The organism is Micromonospora sp. NPDC093244, from assembly GCF_040683695.1.
Classification (GTDB): domain Bacteria; phylum Actinomycetota; class Actinomycetes; order Mycobacteriales; family Micromonosporaceae; genus Micromonospora.
The window spans coordinates 1,916,355-1,938,868 of the sequence record NZ_JBFBEO010000001.1; the positions used below are offsets into that span (position 1 = coordinate 1,916,355).

The 22,514-nt window shown below is 72.1% G+C and carries 21 protein-coding genes; 4 read left to right on the plus strand and 17 right to left on the minus strand.

All coding sequences use genetic code 11. The annotated features are described in order from the left end of the window. Nucleotides 1–14 precede the first annotated feature (14 nt). The 8 genes from AB0N27_RS08580 to AB0N27_RS08615 all read right to left on the minus strand — a co-directional run bounded on the left by AB0N27_RS08580 (nucleotide 15) and on the right by AB0N27_RS08615 (nucleotide 9,821). Nucleotides 15–824, minus strand: coding sequence for a polyprenol monophosphomannose synthase (locus AB0N27_RS08580; RefSeq protein WP_364365192.1), 810 nt, complete (start codon nucleotides 822–824; stop codon nucleotides 15–17). Between the two features lie 34 nt (nucleotides 825–858). Beyond that, nucleotides 859–2,478 (minus strand): apolipoprotein N-acyltransferase, encoded by a 1,620-nt coding sequence (lnt, locus tag AB0N27_RS08585; protein ID WP_364365195.1) that lies wholly within the window; start codon nucleotides 2,476–2,478, stop codon nucleotides 859–861. Between the two features lie 481 nt (nucleotides 2,479–2,959). Next, the gene (locus tag AB0N27_RS08590) at nucleotides 2,960–4,297 is read right to left on the minus strand and encodes a glutamate mutase L (protein WP_364365198.1); all 1,338 of its coding nucleotides are present in this window, start codon (nucleotides 4,295–4,297) and stop codon (nucleotides 2,960–2,962) included. 160 nt (nucleotides 4,298–4,457) lie between these two features. Continuing rightward, the gene (locus tag AB0N27_RS08595; RefSeq protein WP_364365201.1) at nucleotides 4,458–4,865 is read right to left on the minus strand and encodes a hotdog domain-containing protein; all 408 of its coding nucleotides are present in this window, start codon (nucleotides 4,863–4,865) and stop codon (nucleotides 4,458–4,460) included. Beyond that, complete coding sequence (locus AB0N27_RS08600) at nucleotides 4,862–5,611, minus strand: OAM dimerization domain-containing protein (RefSeq protein WP_364365204.1); 750 nt, start codon at nucleotides 5,609–5,611, stop codon at nucleotides 4,862–4,864. Before AB0N27_RS08600 ends, AB0N27_RS08595 begins: the two co-directional genes overlap by 4 nt. Then, on the minus strand, nucleotides 5,608–7,167 hold the full coding sequence (locus AB0N27_RS08605) for a lysine 5,6-aminomutase subunit alpha (RefSeq protein WP_364365207.1): 1,560 nt from the start codon (nucleotides 7,165–7,167) through the stop codon (nucleotides 5,608–5,610). Before AB0N27_RS08605 ends, AB0N27_RS08600 begins: the two co-directional genes overlap by 4 nt. Nucleotides 7,168–7,201: 34 nt before the next feature. Next, nucleotides 7,202–8,767 carry an amidohydrolase family protein gene (locus AB0N27_RS08610; RefSeq protein ID WP_364365209.1) on the minus strand — a complete coding sequence of 522 codons (1,566 nt, stop codon included), beginning with the start codon at nucleotides 8,765–8,767 and terminating at the stop codon, nucleotides 7,202–7,204. A gap of 4 nt (nucleotides 8,768–8,771) precedes the next feature. Continuing rightward, a complete protein-coding gene (locus AB0N27_RS08615; protein WP_364366154.1) occupies nucleotides 8,772–9,821 on the minus strand; it encodes a zinc-binding alcohol dehydrogenase in 1,050 nt (349 codons plus the stop codon). A 152-nt stretch (nucleotides 9,822–9,973) separates the two neighbouring features. Here AB0N27_RS08615 and AB0N27_RS08620 point away from each other — a divergent pair, with 152 nt between their 5' ends. Then, nucleotides 9,974–11,380: a lysine 2,3-aminomutase gene (locus tag AB0N27_RS08620; RefSeq protein WP_364365212.1), complete on the plus strand. Its 1,407-nt coding sequence runs from the start codon at nucleotides 9,974–9,976 to the stop codon at nucleotides 11,378–11,380. A 63-nt stretch (nucleotides 11,381–11,443) separates the two neighbouring features. Here the strand turns inward: AB0N27_RS08620 and AB0N27_RS08625 are convergent, their stop codons facing one another. The 5 genes from AB0N27_RS08625 to AB0N27_RS08645 form a co-directional block, all read right to left on the minus strand. Next, nucleotides 11,444–12,517, minus strand: coding sequence for a hypothetical protein (locus AB0N27_RS08625; RefSeq protein WP_364365215.1), 1,074 nt, complete (start codon nucleotides 12,515–12,517; stop codon nucleotides 11,444–11,446). Further along, nucleotides 12,514–13,080 carry an RNA polymerase sigma factor gene (locus AB0N27_RS08630; RefSeq protein ID WP_364365218.1) on the minus strand — a complete coding sequence of 189 codons (567 nt, stop codon included), beginning with the start codon at nucleotides 13,078–13,080 and terminating at the stop codon, nucleotides 12,514–12,516. The genes AB0N27_RS08625 and AB0N27_RS08630 overlap by 4 nt, the downstream gene beginning before the upstream one ends. Nucleotides 13,081–13,129: 49 nt before the next feature. Next, complete coding sequence (locus AB0N27_RS08635) at nucleotides 13,130–14,026, minus strand: polysaccharide deacetylase family protein (protein WP_364365221.1); 897 nt, start codon at nucleotides 14,024–14,026, stop codon at nucleotides 13,130–13,132. Between the two features lie 90 nt (nucleotides 14,027–14,116). Next, entirely contained in the window at nucleotides 14,117–14,458 is a 342-nt protein-coding gene (locus tag AB0N27_RS08640; RefSeq protein ID WP_364365224.1) for a YnfA family protein, read from the minus strand. A 74-nt stretch (nucleotides 14,459–14,532) separates the two neighbouring features. After that, nucleotides 14,533–14,727: a CsbD family protein gene (locus tag AB0N27_RS08645; protein ID WP_088989634.1), complete on the minus strand. Its 195-nt coding sequence runs from the start codon at nucleotides 14,725–14,727 to the stop codon at nucleotides 14,533–14,535. Nucleotides 14,728–15,033: 306 nt separating this feature from the next. Here AB0N27_RS08645 and rox point away from each other — a divergent pair, with 306 nt between their 5' ends. Together rox and AB0N27_RS08655 are read left to right on the plus strand one after the other, a co-directional pair. Continuing rightward, nucleotides 15,034–16,494 (plus strand): rifampin monooxygenase, encoded by a 1,461-nt coding sequence (rox, locus tag AB0N27_RS08650; protein WP_364365227.1) that lies wholly within the window; start codon nucleotides 15,034–15,036, stop codon nucleotides 16,492–16,494. Between the two features lie 87 nt (nucleotides 16,495–16,581). Then, entirely contained in the window at nucleotides 16,582–17,193 is a 612-nt protein-coding gene (locus AB0N27_RS08655) for a histidine phosphatase family protein (RefSeq protein WP_364365230.1), read from the plus strand. Here AB0N27_RS08655 and AB0N27_RS08660 read toward each other — a convergent pair. From AB0N27_RS08660 to AB0N27_RS08670, 3 genes are all read right to left on the minus strand, one after another. Beyond that, nucleotides 17,123–17,629 (minus strand): Lrp/AsnC family transcriptional regulator, encoded by a 507-nt coding sequence (locus AB0N27_RS08660; RefSeq protein ID WP_151490042.1) that lies wholly within the window; start codon nucleotides 17,627–17,629, stop codon nucleotides 17,123–17,125. The two genes, AB0N27_RS08655 and AB0N27_RS08660, sit on opposite strands and share 71 nt — an antisense overlap. 63 nt (nucleotides 17,630–17,692) lie before the next feature. Next, a complete protein-coding gene (locus AB0N27_RS08665) occupies nucleotides 17,693–18,835 on the minus strand; it encodes an acyl-CoA dehydrogenase family protein (protein ID WP_364365235.1) in 1,143 nt (380 codons plus the stop codon). Beyond that, complete coding sequence (locus AB0N27_RS08670; RefSeq protein WP_364365238.1) at nucleotides 18,832–19,947, minus strand: Xaa-Pro peptidase family protein; 1,116 nt, start codon at nucleotides 19,945–19,947, stop codon at nucleotides 18,832–18,834. The genes AB0N27_RS08665 and AB0N27_RS08670 overlap by 4 nt, the downstream gene beginning before the upstream one ends. A 202-nt stretch (nucleotides 19,948–20,149) precedes the next feature. On the opposite strand from AB0N27_RS08670, the gene AB0N27_RS08675 reads away from it, so the two are divergent. Continuing rightward, a complete protein-coding gene (locus tag AB0N27_RS08675; RefSeq protein WP_364365241.1) occupies nucleotides 20,150–21,520 on the plus strand; it encodes a glycosyl hydrolase family 18 protein in 1,371 nt (456 codons plus the stop codon). A gap of 37 nt (nucleotides 21,521–21,557) precedes the next feature. On the opposite strand, the gene AB0N27_RS08680 is transcribed toward AB0N27_RS08675, so the two are convergent. After that, nucleotides 21,558–22,448 carry a winged helix-turn-helix transcriptional regulator gene (locus AB0N27_RS08680; RefSeq protein ID WP_364365244.1) on the minus strand — a complete coding sequence of 297 codons (891 nt, stop codon included), beginning with the start codon at nucleotides 22,446–22,448 and terminating at the stop codon, nucleotides 21,558–21,560. Nucleotides 22,449–22,514 lie beyond the last annotated feature (66 nt).

A 22,514-nucleotide genomic window follows, 5' to 3' on the forward strand; every position in this document is an offset into this window, starting at 1 on the left:
TGACACGGCCCCGCTCACGGCCACCGCACCTGACCGGTGGGGGTGCCGTTGAGGCCACGGCGTACCGCCTGACGCCGGTCCTGCACCCCCCAGGTGGTGATCCGCCACAGCGCCTCGGCCACGATGCGGGGGCTCATCTTGCTGTCCCCCCGCTCGCGTTCGGCGAACGTGATCGGCACCTCCACGATCCGCACACCGGCGCGGTGCGCCAGCCGGGACAGCTCCACCTGGAACGAGTAGCCCTGCGAGCACACCGACGCCAGGTCGATGGCGTCCAACGCGCTGATCCGGTACACCCGGTAACCGCCTGTCGCGTCGGACACCGGCATGCCCAGGGCGAGGCGCGCGTACAGGTTGCCGCAGCGCGACAGCAGCAGCCGCCGCAGCGGCCAGTTCACCACCCGCGCGCCGCTGGTCCACCGCGACCCGATCACCACGTCGGCGTCGCGGGCCGCCGTCAGCAGCGCCGGCAGGTCCTCCGGGGCGTGTGAGCCGTCGGCGTCCATCTCCACGACCGCGTCGTAGCCACGCTCGCGCGCCCACCCGAACCCGGCCAGGTACGCCGCGCCGAGGCCCTGCTTGCCCTCGCGGTGCAGCACCTGCACGTGCGCGTCACCGGCGGCGAGGTCGTCGGCGATCGCGCCGGTGCCGTCGGGGCTGTTGTCGTCGGCGATGAGGATCTGCACGGCCGGGGCGGCCCGGCGGACCCGTCCCACGATCGCGGCGACGTTGTCGGCCTCGTTGTAGGTGGGGATCACCACAAGCACCCGACCGACGCCGGGCACCTCGTCCGGCCGCCTGATCGTATCGGTCGCCTGGATCACGGTTCCTCCGCTTCCGCCGGCGTACCGGCTGCTGCTATCCGGGCATGATCCGCTGCCGCCGGCGCAGCACCGCCGCACCGACCAGGGCCGCCGCGGCCAGCCCGGCGAGCGCCACCTCCGGCCACCAGCCGAGGCGGGTGGCGAGGGTACGGCCGTCGTCGAGCCGCAGCTGCCGCACCACGACCTCCCGGGTGTTGAACCCGGTGGCATCGCTTACCCGCCCGTCCGGGGCGACGAACCCGGACACTCCGACCGTGGAGGCCATCAACGCCGGCCGGCCGTGCTCCACTGCCCGCAGCCGCACCATGGCCAGCTGCTGGCGGGCCTCGGCCACGTCGAACGTCGCGTTGTTGGTCTGCACGACGAGCAGCTGCGCGCCGCCGGTGACGGTGTCGCGGACCACCCCGTCGTAGGCGACCTCGAAGCAGATCACGTCGCCGAGCACCGCCGGGCCGGCGCGTACCACGCCCGGGGTGCTGCCGGCCACGAAGTCGGACCGGACCAGGTCGACCTTGTCGCTGACCATGCGGGCCACGTCGCGCAGCGGCACGTACTCGGCGAACGGCACCGGGTGACGTTTGGCGTACAGCTGCTCCAGGTCGGGGCCGGCGCCGGGCCGCCACAGGATGCCCACGTTGCGGACCTCGCCGGCGTCGGGGCCCTGCAGGACCGCGCCGACGAGGATCGGCGCGGCGATGGCGTCGGCGGCCTGCGAGATGCGCGCCCCGGCGGTGGGGTTGCGCAGCGGGTCGATGTCGCTGGAGTTCTCCGGCCACACCACCAGGTCGGGGCGGCGCTGCTGCCCGGCGGTGACCCGCGCGGCCAGCTCGATGGTGGCGTCGACGTGGTTGTTGAGCACGGCCTGCCGTTGGGCGTTGAAGTCCAGGCCGAGGCGCGGCACGTTGCCCTGCACGATCGCCACGGTGACCGTGTCGCCCGACCCGGCGGTGGCGACGGGAACCAGCAGGCTCGCCGCGCCCACCCCCACGGCCACGGCGGCCGGTGCGGCAGCCGCCAGCCACCATTCGGCCCGGGCGTCGCGGCGGGCCACCACGCCCCGCCAGACGGCCGTGACGAGCAGCCCGCCGAGCAGGGCAACCGCGAAGGTGACAAGCGGGGCGCCGCCCAGCGAGGCGACGCGCAGCAGCGGCGACGTGTCCTGGCTGAACGCCAGCCGCCCCCACGGGAACCCGCCGAACGGGGTGCGGTCGCGCAGCGCCTCCTGGCCCACCCAGAGCAGGCCGGTCAGCGCCGGCCACGCCCACCGGCTGCGGTCGGCCAGCGGCGACACCCAGGCCGTGGCCATGCCCAGCAGCGCCAGGTAGCCGGCCTGCAACAGCGACAGAAGCACCCACGGCAGGTAGCCGGTGTGCAGGTTCGTCCACTCCAGCAGCGGCGCGAACAGCGCCACACCGGTCAGGAAGCCCAGTCCGGCGCCGGCGCGCAACCGCCGCCGGTGCGCGGCGGCGGCCAGCAACGCCACGCCCACCGGCGCGAGCGGCCACACCCCGTACGGCGGGAACGCCACAAGCAGGGCCAGCCCGGCGGCCACGGCCATCGGCGCGGCCACCCGCAGCGGCAGCGGCCGCCCGGCGGCAGCCGGGCCGGGCGCCGGTGTCGGCGCGTGAGTCTCGTCCCGGTCCAGCGTCGTCACCGCAGCGTCCCCTCGATCACGGGGCGAAGGCTACCTGGCCAGCGGTCGTGACGGCCGCATCGGGCTGTCGGGGACAGACCACCCGACGGACATGAAATCGGGGCGCGGCTCGCGCCGCGCCCCGATGCTCCCAGGCCCTCCCCGGCCGGTGCGGCGAGGATGCGGCACGCCGACCTTCGGACCGACCGGACGCGGACTGGCTGCCCCCGCCGGGCCGTTGTCTACTGGCCGTGCACCTCACCCTGCCCGTACACCGGTAACCGCGACCGGTTCGCGCCGCCCCGCCGACCCCCGCCCGCTGGACCTGGCCGCCGCGACGATGACGCTGAAACATGTCGCTCGGCCAGCGGACGAAGGGACGAAGCGAACAACAGCCGCTTCCCGTGGTAGGACTCAAAGACGGTACGTGCTGCACCCCGCCTCCTGTCAACCCACCCGGGCCTGTCGTGTGTTGCGACACGGCGTGTCGGGTCGGCGCGTCTCACTGCGTCCGCAGGTGGTGACGCAGCAGCGCCCCCGCGGCCGTCCGGTGCTCCTCGGCGAGGAGCCCACCGGCGGCCAGCACGTAGTCGACGTCGACCACGGGGGTCGCGGCGCGGGGCAGCGGCCACCCGCCGGCGTGGTCGCCCAGGACCGCCGCCAGCACCTGCCCCGCCACCGGCGCCGGGGCGTGCCGCAGCACCCCGCCGGAGCCCACCATCAGCCGCACGTCGCGCAGGTCCCGCCCGGCGCGTTCCCCGGTGGCGGCCCCGCGGGCGTGCCGGCGCAGCGCCACGGTCGCCGCGAGGGCGGCGATGCGGGCGTCCGCGGCCCGCTCGGTGTCGTCGACAGCCAGGAACCCGGGGTCGGCGGCACGCCGGGCGGCGGCGGCCGTCAACGCGTCGGCCTCGTCGGCGGCGAGCAGCCGCTCCTCGGCGGCGGCCCGCACCACGCCGGGCGCGCTCCACCGCATCCCCAGGTCACCCTCGACGGTGCGGGCCCGCCACAGGCTGCCGGCGACCTCCCGACCGGGCCCGGTGGCCCGCTCGTCGGGCGTGAGCACCGAGTACACGTCGGTGGTGGCGCCTCCCACGTCGACGACGGCCAGGTCGCCTCCGATGGTGTCGGCGAGCACCTCCACGCCGGTGAGCACCGCGTCCGGGGTGGCCGCGCGGACCAGCCGCGCGAACCGGTTGCCCCGCGACAGCCTCTTACCGCCGATGACGTGACGCAGGAACACCGCCCGGATCGCCGCGCGCGCCGACTCCGGGGCGAGCACCCCGATGCGTGGCAGCACGTTGTCCGCCCCTGTCACCGGCACACCGGCGGCCTGGAGCAGCCCGGTCAGCTCCGCGCGCACGTCGGCGTTGCCCGCGTACACCACAGGTCTGCGCCAGCGGGCGCGGGCCAGCCGGGTCGCGTTGTGGGCGATCGTGTCGGCGTCACCGCCGTCGGTGCCGCCGACCAGCAGCACCACGTCGCAGCGGGCCGCCCGCAGCGCCGTCAGGTCCGCCGCGCCGAGCCGCCCGGCCGCCACGTGCACCACGTGCGCGCCTGCGGACAACCCGACCCGCCGGCCGGCCTGCGCGGTGACCAACGGCTCGTAGCCGATCACCGCCAGGCGCAGCCCACCGCCGGCCGACGAGCACACGTACCACGGCACGTCGCGCGCCCCGAGCCCGGCGGTGGCCGCCGCGACCGCGGCGTCCAGGCCGTGCAGCACGTCGCTACCGACCGTCGTGGGAGCGGCCGCCGCGCCCACGAGGACACCGGCGGCCAGGTCCACCACCGCCGCCTTGGTGTACGTCGAACCGACGTCCGCACAGACCGCCAGGGTCACAGGCCTCCCCGTTCGCGACTGCGGGGCTCGCAACCCCGGCTCACTCCTCGCGACTCACTGTGCCTTCCCTGTTCGCGACTGCGGGGCTCGCAACCCCGGCTCACTCCTCGCGACTCACTGTGCCTTCTCTGTTCGCGACTGCGGGGCTCGCAACCCCGGCTCACTCCTCGCGACTCACTGTGCCGGCGGGGACGACGACGGTGCCGGTCGCGGTGACCGCCACGATCGGCGGGTCCAGGACCTCGGCGGCGGACTCGGAACGGTCCGGGCGGCCCCTGCACACCACCGCGCAGCTCAGCTCCAGGGTGCGGCTGCGCGAGCCCACCCGGGACACCTGCGCGGTCACCTCCACCACGTCACCGGCGCGGATCGGAGCGGTGAACCGCACGTCGGTGTACCCGGCGAACAGTCCCTCGTCACCGTCGGTGCGGATGCACACCTCCGTGGCGACGTCCCCGAACAGTCCGAGGGCGTACGCCCCGTCGACGAGGTTGCCGGCGTAGTGCGCGTGCGCGTACGGCACGTACCGCCGGTGCGTCACCGTCAACCCGAGCCTTGCGTCGGTCATGTGGTCGCCTTCCGCTGCGTGATCAGGGCGTGCACGAGGTAGCTGGCCACCTCGCCGGGCGTGGTGCCCCGGCCGAAGATCCGGTCCACGCCCAACTCGTCGGTCATCGTCTCGTCGAACCGGGGACCGCCGACGATCAGCAGGGGTCGCTTGCCCGCCGGCATGGCCTCGCGGAACGCGGCGGACATCTCCCGGGTGTTGTGCAGGTGCGCGTCGCGTTGCGTGACGACCTGCGACACGAGCACCGCGTCGGCCTTCTCCGCCCGGGCGGCCTCCACCAGCTCCGGCACGCTTACCTGCGCGCCCATGTTGGTGACCTTGAGCTCCCGGTAGTACTCCAGGCCCTTCTCCCCCGCGATGCCCTTGACGTTGAGGATCGCGTCGATGCCCACGGTGTGCGCGTCGGTGCCGATGCACGCACCGACCACCGACAGCTTGCGGCGCAGCCGCTGCTTGACCACCGTGTTGACCTCCTTGGCCGACAGCAGCGGGAAGTCCCGTTCCACCACCTGCACCGCGTCGACGTCGACGAGGTGGTTGACCCGCCCGTAGACGACGAAGAAGGTGAACCCGTCACCCATCGGTTTGGCGTGCACCAGCATCGCCGGGTCGATGCCCATCTTGTTGGCCAGCTGCACCGCCGCGCCCTCGGCCCGCTTGTCGTGGGCCACCGGCAGGGTGAACGACACCTGCACCATCCCGTCACCTGTGGTGTCCCCGTACGGGCGCACGATCTGCCTACTCACGCCGCCGCCTCCAGGATGTCGGTGGCCGGGTTGCAGTAGTCCGCCTCGTGGGCGGCGACCCCGGCCAGGCCCTTACCGCGGTCCGCGGGCCGTTTCATGATCCCGAAGGTGCCCTCGGCGATGGCGGTGAGCAGCGTCTGCTCCCCGATGCGCTCCAGCAGGTCCAGGGCCTCACCGAGGACCTGGTTGGCGCGGCGGCGGATGAACCCGCCGGGCGCCGGCACGAAGTCCTCGTGCAGCCCGCCGGCCGCCCCCAGGACGTACCGCACGTTCTGCAGGGCGATGTCCCGGTCGGACAGCCACGGCGTCACCACGGCCTCGGTCATCATGCCCACCAGCAGGATGCCCTGACCGGTCAGCGCACCGGCCAGGTTGAAGAACCCGTCGAGCAGGTTGCCCCGGAACACGTCGCCTGTCATGTGCTTGGTCGGCGGCATCCACTTCAGCGGCGCGTCGGGGAACAACTCCCGCGCCAGCAGCGCGTGCGCCAACTCCAGGCGGAACGACTCGGGCACCTCCGGGTTGATCTCGAACGCGTGCCCCAGCCCCAACTGCCAGTTTGCGAGGCCCGCCTCGTGCGCGAAGAACTCGTTGAGCAGCTGCGACACCGTCACCGTGTGCGCCTCGTCGACGGCGTCGGCGGTGGTCAGGTAGTTGTCCTCACCGGTGTTGATGATGATCCCGGCGCGGGCGTGCACCTGCCGGGAGAACCGCTGGTCGACGAACGTACGGACCGGGTTGATGTCGCGGAACAGGATCCCGTACATCGAGTCGTTGAGCATCATGTCGAGGCGTTCCAACCCGGCCAGGGTCGCCATCTCCGGCATGCACAGGCCCGACGCGTAGTTCGTCAACCGCACGTAGCGGCCCAACTCCTTCGACGACTCGTCCAGCGCCGCGCGCATCAGCCGGAAGTTCTCCTGCGTGGCGTACGTGCCGGCGAAACCCTCCCGGGTCGCGCCCTCGGGCACGTAGTCCAGCAGCGACTGACCCGTGGAGCGGATCACCGCGATCACGTCCGCGCCGGCCCGCGCCGCCGCCTGTGCCTGCGGAATGTCCTCGTAGATGTCCCCGGTCGCCACGATCAGGTAGATCCACGGCCGCTGCTTCGGGTCGCCGTGCCGCTTGATGAGCCGGTCCCGCTCGGCGCGGCGCCTATCGATGCGTCGGATGCCCGCACCGACGGCCCTGCGCGCCGCCGACCGGGCCGCCGTGGCGGCCCGCCCGGTGGGCAGCGCGAAGCGCACCGACCCGGCCGCGGCCTTCTGCGCCAGCAACGTCACGTCAGTGATGCCCTCACGGGCGAGGGCGTCGAACACCGGCACCGCCACCCCGTGGCCCAACCCCACGTCCGCGACGACCGCGTCGACGAGCCGGTTCACCCAGGGGATGCCGTCCGGGTCGGCGCCACTCACCCCGGCCAGGCGCAACACGGCCCGCTCCACCGACACCGTGGTGTGGCTGCGGGCCAGGTCGACCACCGGCTGCCCCGCCCGACGCGCCAACTCCCGCGCCCGCGCCACAAGCACCGGATCAAGATCCAGCTTGCCGGTCACGCCGCCGCCCCCGCCACACCGCTCGTCCGCTCGTTCACGACGACCCTTCCTCGTAGATGACCTCACCGCGCAGCACCAGGCGCCGGCAGACCGGCAGCGGCGTCGGATCGTCCGGACCCCGCAGCTCCGGGTCCTCGGCCAGCAGCACCGGCAGGCCCCGCTCCACACCGGCCGGCGTCGACCACACCGCGAACGTCGCCGGCGCGCCCAGCGCGAGAACGCCCTCGGCGTCCAGGTGCACCGCCCGCCACCCACCCCGGCTGTGCGCCGCGAACGCCGACCGCACACTCATCCGCTGCGCCGGGTTGTGGTGCGCCGCCGCCGCCCGCACCGACCCCCACGGGTCCAGCGGCGTCACCGGCGAATCCGACCCGAACGCCAACGCCACACCCACCGAGTGCATCGCACCCATCGGGTTCGACTCCAACGACCGGTCCAACCCCAACCGCGCCTCGTACATCCGACCCGCGCCGCCCCACAACCTGTCGAACGCCGGCTGCATGCTCGCCACGACCCCGTACTCCACGAACTGGGCGATCATCCGCTTGTTCATGATCTCCGCGTGCTCGACGCGGTGCCTCGCCGCGCGCAGCCGCTCCACTCCGAGCGTCGAAGCCGCCGCCGCGAAACCCTCAAGCACCGTGCCGATCGCCGCGTCACCGATCGCGTGGAACCCGCCCTGCATGCCGTGCGCCGCGCAGTCCACCAGGTGATCACGCACCTGCTGCGCCGACAGGTACCCGTGCCCGCAGCCGTCACCGTCGCCGTACGGCTGCGACACGTGCGCCGTACGCGAACCCAACGCACCGTCGGCGAACAGGTCACCACCGGCACCCACCGCGCCCAGCTCCCGGGCCCGCGCGGCGCCACCCAACTCGCCCCAGTACCCGTACACCTCGGGCAGCCCCGCACCGGAGATGCCCAGCAGGCCGGTGAAGTCCTCCTCGTCGGAGATGCCCGGACCACCGCACTCGTGCACCGCCGCGATGCCCAGCGACGCCGCGTGCGCCAACGCCACCCGCTGCGCGGCGACCCGCTGCGCCCGACTCACCGACCCCTGCGCCGCCGCCCGCACCACATGGTGCGCGTCGCGCCGCAACCAGCCCGACGCGTCGTACCCGGCCTCGGTCGCCGCCTGCGGGCACGCCGCCAGCAACGCCGACGACACAAGCGCCGAATGGATCGACGCCTGCGACAGGTACACCCGCCGACCCCCGGCCGCACGGTCCAGCGCCGCCGCGTCCGGCAACGCCGGATCCGACCAGCCCGACTCGTCCCAACCGTGCCCCAGCACCACCGCGTCGGCCGGCAGACCCGCCGCGAACGCCGCCACCGCGTCCAGCAACTGCCCCGCCGAGCGCACCCCGGACAACTCCAGCCCGGACAACGCCAACCCGGTGTCGGTGGCGTGCACGTGCGCGTCCACGAACGCCGGCGTCACCAGCGCCCCACCCAGGTCCACCACCCGGTCGGCCGGCGGCGCGTCACCGTCGGTCCCCAACCAGGCGATCCGCCCAGCGGACACCAGCAGCGCCGTGGCGCTCGGATCGGCGGGACAGTGCAGCACGCCGCCGCGGTACAACGTCGAGGGGTTCGTCATGACCTCAGTCTGCCGCGACCCGTGCCGTGAACAGCTGACGCACCCCCGGCTCGGCGCGCAACAACCCCAGCGCCAGCTCCGCGTGCCCCGGCACGTACCCGTTGCCCACAAGCATCGTCACGTCCGCCGCCAGCCCTTCGGCGCCCAACGCCGCCGCCGAGAAACTCGTCGCCATCGAGAAGAAGATCACCGTGCCGCCGTCAGCGGTGGCCAGCACAGCCCCGTGCTCACACCCCGGCACGTCCACGCACACCACCGTCACGTCCGCCGGGGCGCCCAGCGCGGTGGTCACCGCCGTGGACAACCCGACCGGGTCCCGCGCGTCGGCCAACGCCACCACCGAGGCCAGACCGGCGGCCGTCAGCGCGTCGCGCTCCGCCGCCACCGGAACCACGCCCACGGTACGGGCGGCGCCCGCCCGCCGCGCCGCCGCGAGGGACAGCGACCCGCTCTTGCCCGCCCCACCGATCACCGCGACCCGCACCGGCGTCGGGTCACCGGCACGCTGACGATCCTCGACGTACCGCGACACCACCCGGGCGGTCAGCGCGGGCGCCCCGCACACGTCCAGCACGGCGAGCGACAACTGGGGGTCCTCGTCGTCGGGCAGCACCGCCGCGATGGACCGGGCGAACAGGATCGCCCACCCGTCACACGGCACCTGCTCGCTGCGGCCGTCCCAGCGGGCCAACCCGTCGGTGATCACCAGAGGCGTCAACGTCAACGACACGAGCGTGGCGACCCGCTCGCCGGCCTTGAGCCCCAGCGGGGACCGCCGGCCGGCCTCCTCGACGGTGCCGATCAGCATCCCGCCGGAGCCGGTCACCGGGTTCTGCATCTTCCCCCGGGTGGAAATGATCTCCAGGACCTCGGCGCGCACGGCAGCCCCGTCGCCGCCGTGCTTCTCCGACAACTGCCGGAAACTCGCCGCGTCCAGGTTCAACCGCTCGACCCGGATCCGCACCTCGTTCGGCGCGATCGCGGCGGACGCGTCCAGCCGCCAGGCCGCCTGCGGCAGCACCCCCGCCGGTTCCACGACGCGGTGCAGTCCCACCGGTGACGTCACGCCGACCTCCCCTGTCCAGCCGTCCGAAGCCACCGTCAAGGCTCGCGTAACGGGAAAACTTACGGCAGACTAGTTTCTGTACCGAATATTTTCCAGTAGCCTTCGGGCCCGTTGATCAGCCGCAGCACCGAGGAGGGGCCGTGACCCAGACCCAACCGGTTGAGACCATCCCTCAACCCCGTCACGCCCCGGTCGCCGCACCGACCGCCGGGCAACCGTACGAATACCACCGCCGCCCCCTGGTCGAACCCGACTGGACCCGCTTCCCCGGCTGGCGCCACGTCACCCGCGAGCAGTGGGAATCCGCCCAGTGGCAACGCGTCAACTGCGTCAAGAACATCAAGCAGCTCCGCGTCGTCCTCGGCGACCTCGTCGACGAGAGCTTCTACGCCGACCTCGAGGCCGACCAGAAGGCCATGGCCACCATGTCCATGCTGGTGCCACCACAAATGATCAACACGATGGTGCCGTTCGCGCCCCTCACCACCGAGGCGCTGCTCGCCGACCCCATCCGCCTCTACATGATCCCCGTCGCCTCCGACCGGCGCACCGACTGGCCGTCACACCCCTACGCCAGCCGCGACAGCCTCCACGAGCACGACATGTGGGTCGCCGAAGGCCTCACCCACCGCTACCCCACCAAGGTCCTCGCCGAACTGCTCTCCACCTGCCCGCAGTACTGCGGGCACTGCACACGCATGGACCTCGTCGGCAACTCCACCCCCGCCGTCGACAAACTCAAACTCACCCTCAAGCCCGTCGACCGCTACGACGCCCACATCGCCTACCTCAAGGCCCACCCCGGCGTCCGCGACGTCGTCGTCTCCGGTGGCGACGTGGCAAACGTCCCCTGGCGCAACCTCGAGTCGTACCTCATGCGCCTGCTGGAACTGGAGACGGTCCGCGACATCCGGCTCGCCACCAAGGCCCTCATGGGCCTGCCCCAGCACTGGCTCCAGCCCGACGTCGTCGAAGGCCTCGAACGCGTCGCCCGCACCGCCGCGCGACGCGGCGTCAACCTCGCCATCCACACCCACGTCAACCACGCCCAGTCGCTCACCCCACTGGTCGCCAAGGCCGCCCAGACCGCCCTCGACGTCGGCGTCCGCGACGTCCGCAACCAGGGCGTGCTCATGCGCGGCGTCAACGCCACCACCCCCGAGCTGCTCGACCTCTGCTTCGCCCTCCAGGGCGAAGCCGGGATCCTGCCGTACTACTTCTACATGTGCGACATGATCCCCAACGCCGAACACTGGCGCGTCCCGGTCTGGCACGCCCAGCAGCTCCAGCACGACATCATGGGCTACCTGCCCGGGTACGCCACCCCCCGCATCGTGTGCGACGTGCCGTTCGTCGGGAAGCGCTGGGTGCACATGCTCACCGAATACGACCGCGAACGCGGCATCTCCTACTGGACCAAGAACTACCGCACCTCCATCGAGTCCACCGACCTGGAGGCGCTCAACAAGCGCTACGCCTACTACGACCCGATCGACACCCTGCCCGACGGCGGCCAGCAGTGGTGGGCCGACCACCGCGACGACTGACCCACCGACGACGACACCCCGGGAAGCCCAACTCCCGGGGTGTCGCACGTTCCGCCCGCCCTGTCAGTCGCAGCCCAGCCCCTGGCGGTACCCGCTCGGCACAGTCCCGGCCGCGACCTCGTCGGCGTACTCCCAGAACACCTCCGGCCAGTCACCGTCCTCGTTCATCTGGTGCAGCACGCGCCACCGGTGGCTGCTCCGCAGCGCGTCGACGGCCCGCCGCACCGCCGCGTCGTCCCCACCCGCCCTCGCCCGCTGCCACTCAACGATCCACGCGCAGCCCACCCGCGACGTCACAGCCGCACCGAACTGATACGGATCGTTGACGCCGACATCGCCCAGCCCCGCGACGTCGAAACCCGGCGGAAGCGGCACGTCGGCGAGCACCTCGGCCGCCCGCGCCTGCACCCGGTCAGGAACGACGATCTCCGGCGGAAGCGCACCCAACCAGGTCCGCACATCCACCCGCACGACGGCCGCGAGAACCCTGTCGAACTCCCTACGGGACCAGTTGTCACCGGTACGCATCTCGACGACGACGCCGTCGCGGGGAACGAGCAGCACCGCGAAGTCTCTGGCCGAATACCGAAACAGATCTCCCTGCCAGCCGTCGACCTTCACCGGCTCCGGCCGACTGACGCCGAGCTGGTTGTCGTAACGGACCGCGTACACGTCAGCCGGATACCAGGTCATCTCCAACTCGCGCTCACCTCGGCGAAACGCGATGGTGCCGGACTCCTCGGCGAACCCGTACACGGTGGTCGCCTTCCAGCCAGGCTGGTTGATCAGCAACCGCGGATTCTTCTCCGCCGCCCGCATCGCCACCGGCGAGTAGACCACCGGAGCGCCAACGGACAGCTCGGGAGCCGCCTCACCGACCTCCTCGGGCCCGCGCACCAGAGTGGACACGGAAAAGACGCCGGCGAGCACCGCCGCCGCCGTCGCGACACCGGCGAAGCGACGCACACCGCGCCGCGCCCCCGGCCGCGGTGGCTTCGACTCCGCGAACCGGTGCAGCGTCGACTCCGACATGATCTCCTCCAAGAGGGCCTGCTTCGCCCCGCCAAGCCCCTCGACGACATCGAGCCGCGCGGGGTCGACGTCACGAACCAGCCGGTCCAGCTGCTCCTCGGTCACCTCTCCTCCTTCCGGGTCGCTGCGGTCAACACGTCAAGTACATGTCCGGGCGGCCCGAGGTCGTCACCGACGAGTTCCCGCAACCGGGCACGCGCCCGCGACAGGCGAGTCCGGACCACCGCCGCGCTGACCCCCAGCACCGTGGCCACCTCACGCGGCTGCAGTTCCTCCCAGACGGTGAGCATCAGCACCTCCCGGTCCAGCTCACCCAGACCCGCCAACGCCGCCCGCACGGCGAGCCGCTCGGGCACCTCACTGCCCGGATCGACGACAGTGGCCGCGATCTGCCGGCGTAACCGCTCACCCAGCCGCTGCCGACGCACCCCACCGCGATGGTGGTTGGCCAACACCAGCCGGGCCACCCCGTACAGCCACAGACGGGCCTCGGCGTCGGCAGGCATGTCATGCCGGCGACGCCAGGCCACCAGGAAGGTCTCCGCGACGACGTCCGCCGCGTCCTCCGGATGCGTCACCCTGCGCAGCGCGTACGCCAACAGCGGCTCGAAGTCCTCAAGGTAGACGCGCCGGAAGCGGTCCTCGTAGTACTCAATGCCGGAGCTCACGTCCACTCCATGTCCGGTACGACCCCGACCGTGACAGCCGCGCGGAAACTCAGGCGGCCAGCACCTCGGACAGCGGCGCCGGCACCAGCCCCCGCTCGCGCAGCCCGGCCAGGATGTGCGGGAGCGCCTCGTCGGTCATCGCCGCGTTCGCCTCGGTCACATGCATGATCACCACCGACCCGGGGCGGACATGGTCCAGCACCGCCCGCACCAACGGCTTCCACGCCGTCGCGAAGGGATCGCCGCTGACCACGTCCCCGTCCACCACAGTCACGCCAAGCGGCGCCAGGGCGTCCAACGCCGCCGCGTCGTGGCACAGCCCCGGAAACCGGAAGTAGCGCGTCTGTCGACCCCCGTACGCCTCGATCACCTCGAACGTCTTAGCCACGTCGCCGCGCAACTCGCCAACCGGCTGTACGGGCAGGTCGTAACAGTCCCCGATGAACGCGGCGTGCCCGTAGGTGTGATTGGCCAACTCGAAGCGCGGATTACCGGCGATCCGCCTGGTCACCTCGGGGTACCGCTGCACCCACTTACCGGTCAGGAAGAACGTCGCCGGCACCCGCTCGCGCTCCAGCAGGTCGAGGATGCGCAGGTTCGCGTACGACCGCACCCGCCCGGTCCGCAGGTTGGCAAGCATCGCGTCGGTCATGTCCGCGTCGAACGTCAACGCGACCTTGTTGCCAACCCGAGGCCCGTGATCGACCACCGGCGCCCTGGTTCCGACAGGCGTCGTACCAGGCAGGGTGCCGTTCGCCGATGGCGACGGGACACCTACCGATGGCGCGACTGGCGGCAGGGACGCGGACGGGGTCGACGAGGCGGACGAGCCGACGAAGACCGGCTGGTCCGCTGGTGGAACCCGGGACGCCGTGCAGCCGGCACCGCCGAGCACGCCCGCCACCACCAGGACGCCGAGGGCCGGGCGAAGCCGAGCGCGGATCACGCCGCAGATCATCGCAGACGCGAAAGCGTCTCACCGCCCCGCGCTTGCCGCCGTGGGAGCCCGCAGGCGGCGGAGCGGGCGGGGCGAGGGTCAGGCCGTGCCGCCCCGCGGGCCGTACATGATGACCGCAACCCCGAGCAGGCAGAGCGCCGCGCCGGCGAGATCCCAGCGGTCCGGACGGAACCCGTCCACCACCATCGCCCAGCCCAGGGAACCAGCCACGAACACCCCGCCGTACGCGGCCAGGATCCGGCCGAAGTTCGCGTCCGGCTGGAAGGTGGCGACGAAGCCGTAACAGCCGAGCGCGACCACACCTGCCGCGATCCACCACAGGCCCCGCTGTTCACGCCAGCCCTGCCACACCAGCCACGCGCCGCCGATCTCGGCCAGCGCGGCCAGCGCGAACAACACAAGGGAACGCAGCACCGTCACCCCGCGACCCTAGTCGCCGCACACGACGGATCCCCGGGTGGCCGTGCCACCCGGGGACCCGCGAACCGCTCAGGTCACTTCGTGAAGGAGTCCTTCACGTTGCGACCGGCGTCCTTGACGTTCTGACCGGCCTGCTTGGCGCGCGCGTCGCTCTGCTGGCTGGCGCCCTCGCCACGCATCCGCTCGTTGTCGGTCATGTCGCCGACGCGCTCTCTCGCGGCGCCGGCCATCTGCTCAACCTTGTTCTTTGCCTTCTCGGTGAAGCTCATCGCGCCTCCTCGGTCTGGCGGCTGTCCCGGCTCGCTTGCCCGCTCTCCGGGTGCCGAAACCGGCGGTGCCGGTCGGCACACCCGCTAAGGCATCCTAGGAAGATAGGTTGTGGGTGTCGTCGGAAAGGGACTGGACGCCACGTCGGACCGGCTTGTAGCTTGCGGACGACCGCGACACGGCCCGAGGAGGTGAGACCCATGAACGCTGTATCGATGTGGGTGCTCTCCCTCCCGTCACGGTCGGGCGATTGACGTAGGTGTCGCCGGGAGCGCCACGCCAGATGGCACTCCCGAAGGGCAACACCTGTGCAACCTCTGTCATTCACCGCCGAGCCGTCGGCGCACTTCGACGTGATCATCGCCGGTTGCGGGCCGACCGGCGCGATGCTGGCCGCCGAACTACGACTGCACGATGTGCGGGTCCTGGTTCTGGAGAAGGAGAACGACCCCACGTCGTTCGTACGCATAGTCGGTCTGCACATCCGCAGCCTCGAACTGATGGCGATGCGCGGACTGCTCGATCGCATCCTCCCGCACGGCAGGCGACGTCCGGCCGGCGGTTTCTTCGCCGCCATCCCCAAGCCCGCGCCGACGAACCTGGATTCCGCGTACGCCTATCTGCTGGGCATCCCGCAGCCGGTCATCGAACGGCTGCTCGCGGAGCACGCGATCGAACTCGGTGCGCAGATCCGGCGCGGGTGCGCGGTCACCGGCCTCCAGCAGGACGACGACTGTGTGACTGTCGAGCTGGCCGACGGGGCACAACTGCGCTCGCGCTACCTCGTCGGCTGTGACGGCGGGCGCAGCACAGTGCGCAAACTGCTCGGTGTCGGATTTCCCGGCGAGCCCGCCCAGAACGAGACCCTGATGGGCGAGATGTCGGTCGGTATGCCACCGGAGGAGATCGCCGCCACGGTGACCGGGCTCCGCGAGAACCATCATCGATTCTGGCTCCGGCCCGCGGGCGGGGGGATGTACAGCGTCCTCGTGCCCGCCGCGGGAGTCAGCGACCGCGCGAAGCCGGCCACCCTCGACGACTTCAAACAACAGTTGCGTGCCATCGCCGGAACCGATTTCGGTGTGCACTCCCCCCGCTGGATGTCCCGCTTCGGCGACGCCACCCGGCTCGCCGAACGGTACCGGGTCGGGCGGGTGCTGCTGGCCGGCGACGCGGCGCACATCCATCCGCCCATCGGTGGACAGGGCCTCAACCTGGGCGTTCAGGACGCCTTCAACCTGGGCTGGAAACTGGCCGCCCAGATCCGCGGCTGGGCGCCCGGCACCCTGCTGGACACGTACCAGGCAGAACGCCGTCCGGTCGCCGAGGAGGTGCTGGACAACACCCGCGCCCAGACGGAACTGCTCTCCACCGCACCAGGCGCGCGGGCCGTGCGCAGGCTGCTCACCACGTTGATGGACTTCGACGAGGTGAACCGCCATCTGATCGAGAAGATCACCGCCCTCGACATCCGGTACGACTTCGGCCCGGGCCCCGACCTGATCGGCCGCCGCCTGCCCGACATCGAGGTGCGACAGGGCCACCTCTACGGGCTGCTGCACCGCGGCCGTGGCCTGCTGCTGGACCGCACCGGACGCCTGACCGTCGGCGGCTGGTCAGACCGCGTCGACCACCTCGCGGATCCGACCGCGGCACTGGACGTCCCGTGCGTCCTGCTCCGACCCGACGGCCACGTCGCCTGGATCGGCGACGATCAGCAGGACCTGGACGGCCATCTCTCCCGCTGGTTCGGCGCCCCCGCCGACTGATCCGCGCCCGCCCGCCCGTCGAGCGTGCGGCGCCGTCCACACCACAACCGCCGGGTGCCGGCCGGACGGCGGTGGTTAACTGATCGGATGGGAGATCTCCTGCTGATCCGGCACGGCGAGACCACCTGGAGTGCCAGCCTGCGGCACACCTCGTACACCGATCTGGAGCTGACCCCCGACGGCGAGCGGCAGGCCCGCACCCTCGCGGCGTTCCTGGCCGGCCGGCGGTTCGTGAGCGTGCTGGCCAGCCCCCGCTCCCGGGCGCTGCGCACCGCGCAGCTCGCCGGGCTCACCGTCGACGCCGTCGACGAGGACCTCAGCGAGTGGAACTACGGCGAGTACGAGGGCCGCACCACCGTCGACATCCACGAGAACCAGCCGCACTGGAACATCTGGACCGACGGCTGCCCCGGCGGCGAGTCACCCGCGCAGGTCGGCGAGCGACTCGACCGGGTGCTGGCTCGGATCACCCCGCTGCTGGACCGGGGCACCGTGGCGCTCGTCGGCCACGCGCACAGCCTGCGGGTGCTGGGTGCCCGCTGGATCGGCCTGCCCCCGTCCGCCGGCGCACGGCTGCGGCTGGACACCGCCACGGTAAGCGTGCTCGGTCACGAGCACGACCGGCAGGTCATCCTGCGGTGGAACCAGCCGGCTCCTCCGGCACCCGGGACCGCGACCGACTCGGCGCCCCGGCACTGATCTTCGGCGGCCGGTTCTCGTACGGCGTGGACAGCACCACAGTCGTGCGGGTCGTCACGTTCGCCGACGTACGGATCTCCTGGAGCACCCGCTCCAGGTCGGCGGGGCTCGCCACCCGCACCAGCAGCAGGTAGAAGTCCTCCCCCGCCACCGAGTAACACGAGTCGATCTCGGGCAGGTGCGCCAGCCGTTCCGGGGCGTCGTCCGGCTGCGACGGGTCGAACGGCCGGATCGCCACGAACGCGGTCAGCGGCAGGTCCAACGCCTCGAACGACACCCGCGCGGCGTACCCCTTGATCACCCCGCGCTGCTCCAGCCGGCGCACCCGCTGGTGCACGGCGGACACCGACAGGCCCACCTTCTCGGCCAGATCCGTGTACGACAGGCGGCCGTCAGCGGTCAACGCTGCGACGATGGCGCGGTCGATCTCCTCCACGGCGAGCAACCTACCGGGAAATCGTCGCGACGGCGACGACGAACGCGACGGCCGCCCGCCGTCTCAGCCCTTGGCGAGCGCCCGGGAGATCACCATCCGCTGGATCTGGTTGGTGCCCTCGACGATCTGGAGCACCTTGGCCTCGCGCATGTACCGCTCCACCGGGTGGTCGCTCACGTAACCGGCGCCGCCGAGCACCTGCACCGCGTCGGTGGTCACCCGCATCGCCATGTCGGTGGCGAAGAGCTTCGCCTTGGCCGCCTCGATCGAGTACGGCCGGCCGGCGTCACGCAGCCGGGCCGCCGCGAGGGTCAGCGCGCGGGCCGCGGCGATCTGGGTGGCCGCGTCGGCCAGCAGGAAGCCGAGCCCCTGGAAGTCGATGATGGACCTGCCGAACTGCTGCCGCTCCCGGGCGTAGCCCACCGCGTAGTCCAGCGCCGCCTGCGCCAGCCCGACAGCGCACGCCGCGATGCCCAACCGACCCGAGTCCAGGGCGGACATCGCGATGGTGAAACCGGCGCCCTCGCCGCCGATGAGCCGGTCGGCCGGCACCCGCGCCGAGTCGAAGGCGATAGGCGCCACCGGCGAGGACCGCAGCCCCATGGTCCGCTCCGCCGCCTGCGGGCTGATGCCCGCGGTGCCGGAGTCGGCGACCAGGCACGAGATCCCCTTGGGGCCGGGCCCGCCGGTGCGGCAGAAGATGTTGTAGAAGTCGGCCACCTGGGCGTGGGTGATCCACGCCTTGGTGCCGGAGACGACGTACGTATCGCCGTCACGGACGGCCCGGGTGCTCAACGCCGCCGCGTCCGAGCCACCCTGCGGCTCGGAGAGGCAGTACGCGCCGAGCAACTCGCCGCCGAGCATGTCCGGCAGCAGTTTGCGCTGCTCGTCGCTGCCGAACGCGGCCACCGGGTAGCAGGACAGGGTGTGCACGCTGACCGCCTCGGCGACGGCGAGCCAGCGGCTGGCCAGGACCTCCAGCACCTGGAGGTACACCTCGTACGGCTGGGCCGCCCCGCCGTACTCCTCGGGGTAGGGCAGGCCGAGCAGGCCGGCCCGGCCGAGGGTACGCAGCACCTCGCGGGGGAACTCGGCGCGCTCCTCGAAGCCGGCGGCCTTCGGGGCGAGTTCGCGGTCGGCGAGCTCGGTGGCGAGGTCCAGCAGGTCGTGGGCCTCGTCGGTGGGGAGGATCCGGTCGACAGTCATAGCGCGATGAGCTCCGTGGGGGTGGTGTTGAGCCGTTGCACGCCGTCCGTTGTGCAGACGACGATGTCCTCGATGCGGGCGCCGTGCCGGCCCGCCAGATAGATGCCCGGTTCGATGGAGAACGCCATCCCGGCCTCCAACTGCCTGTCGTTACCGGCCACCAGGTAGGGCTCCTCGTGGCCGTCGAGGCCGATGCCGTGCCCGGTGCGGTGCAGGAACGCGGGGCCGTAGCCGGCGGCGGCGATCGGCTCGCGGGCGGCGGCGTCGGCCTGCGCGCCGGTGATGCCGGGCCGCACCGCCGCCACGGCGGCCCGCTGGGCGTCGCGCAGCACCGTGTAGTAGTCGAGGAAGTCGGCCGGGGCCGGTGCTCCCGCCACGTAGGTGCGGGTGCAGTCGGAGCGGTACCCCGACGCCATGGTGCCGCCGATGTCGACCACCACGGGCTCGCCGGCGCCGATCGGCCGGTCGGAGGTCCCGTGGTGGGGGCTGGCGCCGTTCGGCCCGGCGGCCACGATGACGAAGTCGACGCTTACGTGTCCGGTCGCGCGGATCGCCGCGGCGATGTCGGTCGCCACCTCGGCCTCGGTGCGCCCGGGGCGCAGCCACTCCCCCATCCGACGGTGCACCTCGTCGATGGCCGCGCCGGCCTCGGCCAGGGCCGCGACCTCCGCCGGGGACTTGCGGATCCGCAGCTCGCGCAGCACCTCCCCGGCGAGCCGCTGGGTGGCGCCGGGAAGCGTCGCGCGCAGCGCGAGGACCTGCTCGGCCCACATCCGGTCGGCGAGCCCGACCGCCGCCGGCGGGCCGTCGAGGGCGGCCACCACCAGGGGGTACGGGTCGACGCCGTCGACGTGGTCGACGATGCGCACGCCGGTGGCCGGCGCGGGGGACGCCTCGGCGGCCGGGCGTTCCAGCCTGGGCACGATGAGGGTCGCCTCGCCCTCGGCGGGCAGCACGAGGCAGGTCAGCCGCTCCCCCGCGTGGGCGTCGTACCCGGTCAGGTAGCGCAGGTCGGAGCCGGGGGTGAGCAGCAGGGCGTCCAGATTGGCGGCGGCCGTGGCGCGCTGCGCGGCGATCAGCCGATCGGGCGGGTACAGCTCGTCGATTCCCACCCCCTCAGCTTAACGGTCGTTTGGGTGTTGCTCGAATCCGGACAACAGGCACGAAGGAAATCCACAAACTTTGATTGACGCCGACAGTTAACACTCTTTAAGATTTGGCTGCCTCGAGGCCCACCCGTCCCTGCTGCCGCACCCCCGTCCGCGACAACCCTGCGCGGGCGGGCGTCGTCCCCCGCCCACGGGAAGGCCCCCGATGTCCTCACCACTGCGCCGCGCCCTCGCCGCCGGCCTGCTCGCGCTGGCCACCGCCGGCGCCACCCTGACCCTCGCCCCCACCGCCGCGCAGGCCGTGGTGCTGCCGAACAACTTCAAGAGCGTCGGCTACATGCCCTCGTGGGCCGGCGACGTGAACACCATCCAGTACAACAAGCTCACCCACATCAACTACGCATTCGTGCTGCCCAACAACGACGGCAGCCTGCGGGCGGTGGAGAACCCGAGCAAACTCTCCACGCTGGTCTCGCGGGCGCACGCCAACAACGTCAAGGTGTCGATCGCCGTCGGTGGCTGGAACGACGGCAACGACTCGGCGTTCGAAGCCCTCGCCGCCAACTCCGGCAGCCGGACGGCCTTCGTCAACAACCTGGTCACCTTCGTCAACCAGTACAACCTCGACGGCGTCGACATGGACTGGGAGTACCCCGACCCGGGCGCCTCGGCCAACAACTACACGGCGCTCATGACGCAGCTCGGCAGCGCCATGCACAGTCGCGGCAAGCTGCTCACCGCCGCCGTGGTCAGCGAGGGCTACTACCTCGACGGCGTGCAGCCAGCCGTGTTCAACCAGGTCGACTGGCTCAACATCATGGCGTACGACGGCGGCAGCCCACACTCGAACTACGACTGGTCGATCAACAGCGTCAACCTGTGGAAGGCCCGGGGCCTGCCGGCCAGCAAGGCCGTACTCGGCATCCCGTTCTACAGCCGTCCCGGCTACTTCACGTACTCGGCCCTTGTCGCGCTGGACCCGGCGAACGCCAACCGCGACTGCACCACCGCCGGCGGCGCTCAGCAGTGCTACAACGGCATCCCGACTGTCAAGCGCAAGACGCAGTGGGCCCTGGCCAACGCCGGCGGCGTCATGAACTGGGAGTTGTCGCAGGACACCACCGGCTCGACCTCGCTGGTCAGCGCCATGTACGACACCATCATGGGCGGCACCACCCCGCCGCCGAGCGGTCGTACCGGCCGGATCACCGGCATCGGCGGCACGTGCGTCGACGTGGCATCGGCCAGCACCGCCAACGGCACCGCCATCCAGCTCTGGACCTGCAACGGCACCACCGCGCAGACCTGGACGGTCGCCGGCGACGGCACGCTGCGCGCCCTCGGCAAGTGCGCCGACATCGCCAGCGGCTCGACCGCCAACGGCGCGAAGGTCCAGCTCTGGGACTGCAACGGCAGCGGCGCCCAGGTGTGGCAGGCGCAGTCCAACGGCACCCTGCGCAACCCGCAGTCGAACAAGTGCCTCGACGCCACGGACAACAGCTCCGCCGACGGCACGCGGCTGCAGATCTGGGACTGCTTCGCCGGCACCAACCAGCGCTGGACCCTTCCGGCCTGACGGCGTGACCCGCACGGTCCCCGGTCGACGCCCAGCGTCAGCCGGGGACCACCGCGTGCACGCGGGCCAGGGCGAGCATCTCGTCGACCGAGCCGGCCGGATCGGTGACCGGGAACTGCACCGCCCGGACCACCGACGCCGGGTCGACAAGCAGCGTCAACCGCTTGAACCGGGTCTGCCCACCGGCCCGGAAGACGGGCAGCAGCAGCCCGGCGGCGAGTCGACCGTCCTGGTCGGACAGCAACGGGAACGGCAACTCGGCGTACGCGGCGAAGTCGGCGAGCTGGTCCGGTCGTTGGGTGCTGATGCCGAGGACGCGTACCCCCGCCGCCTGGAACTCCGGGTGCCGCCGCGCGTAGGTGGTCGACTCCAGGGTGCAGCCCCGGGCGCCGGGGATCTCCGCCCAACCGGGCGGGTAGTTCTGCACCGCCCCAGGCGCGTACGCCCCGGGAAAGAGGTACAGGACGCTCCAGGCGTCCGGTGCGGTGACAGCTACCGGCTCTCCGTCGAGGCCGGGCAGGGCGACCTGCGGTAGCCGCCGGCCGATCAGTTCGTGCACCCGGCGCGCCTCGGCCGACTCGGCGTCGGCGGTCGCGGTCAGGTCTCCGTCGCCCATCAGGTGCCTCGTTCCCCAGTCCTGGAGGGCGATCAGCACCGGCAACAGTCCCTCGCCCTTCGCGGTGAGCAGGTAGTCGTACCGTGGCGGATGCGTGGAGTAGGGGCGGCGTCGCAGCACGCCGTGCTCGACCAGGGCGGCGAGGCGTTCGGTCAACGCGCGCCGGCTGACGCCCAGCTCGCGCTGGAGCGCGTCGAAGCGGGTCGTGCCGCCGGCCACGTCGCGCACGATGAGGAACGTCCACCAGTCCCCCAGTACGCCGAGCGCCTGCGCGATGCCGCAGTCAGCGTCGGCGAGATCCTCCCGTCGCACCGGCTTCCCTCCGATCGTCCGACCCGACTATAGTCCGTTCCAGATTGGAACGCACTGATCCGGCGG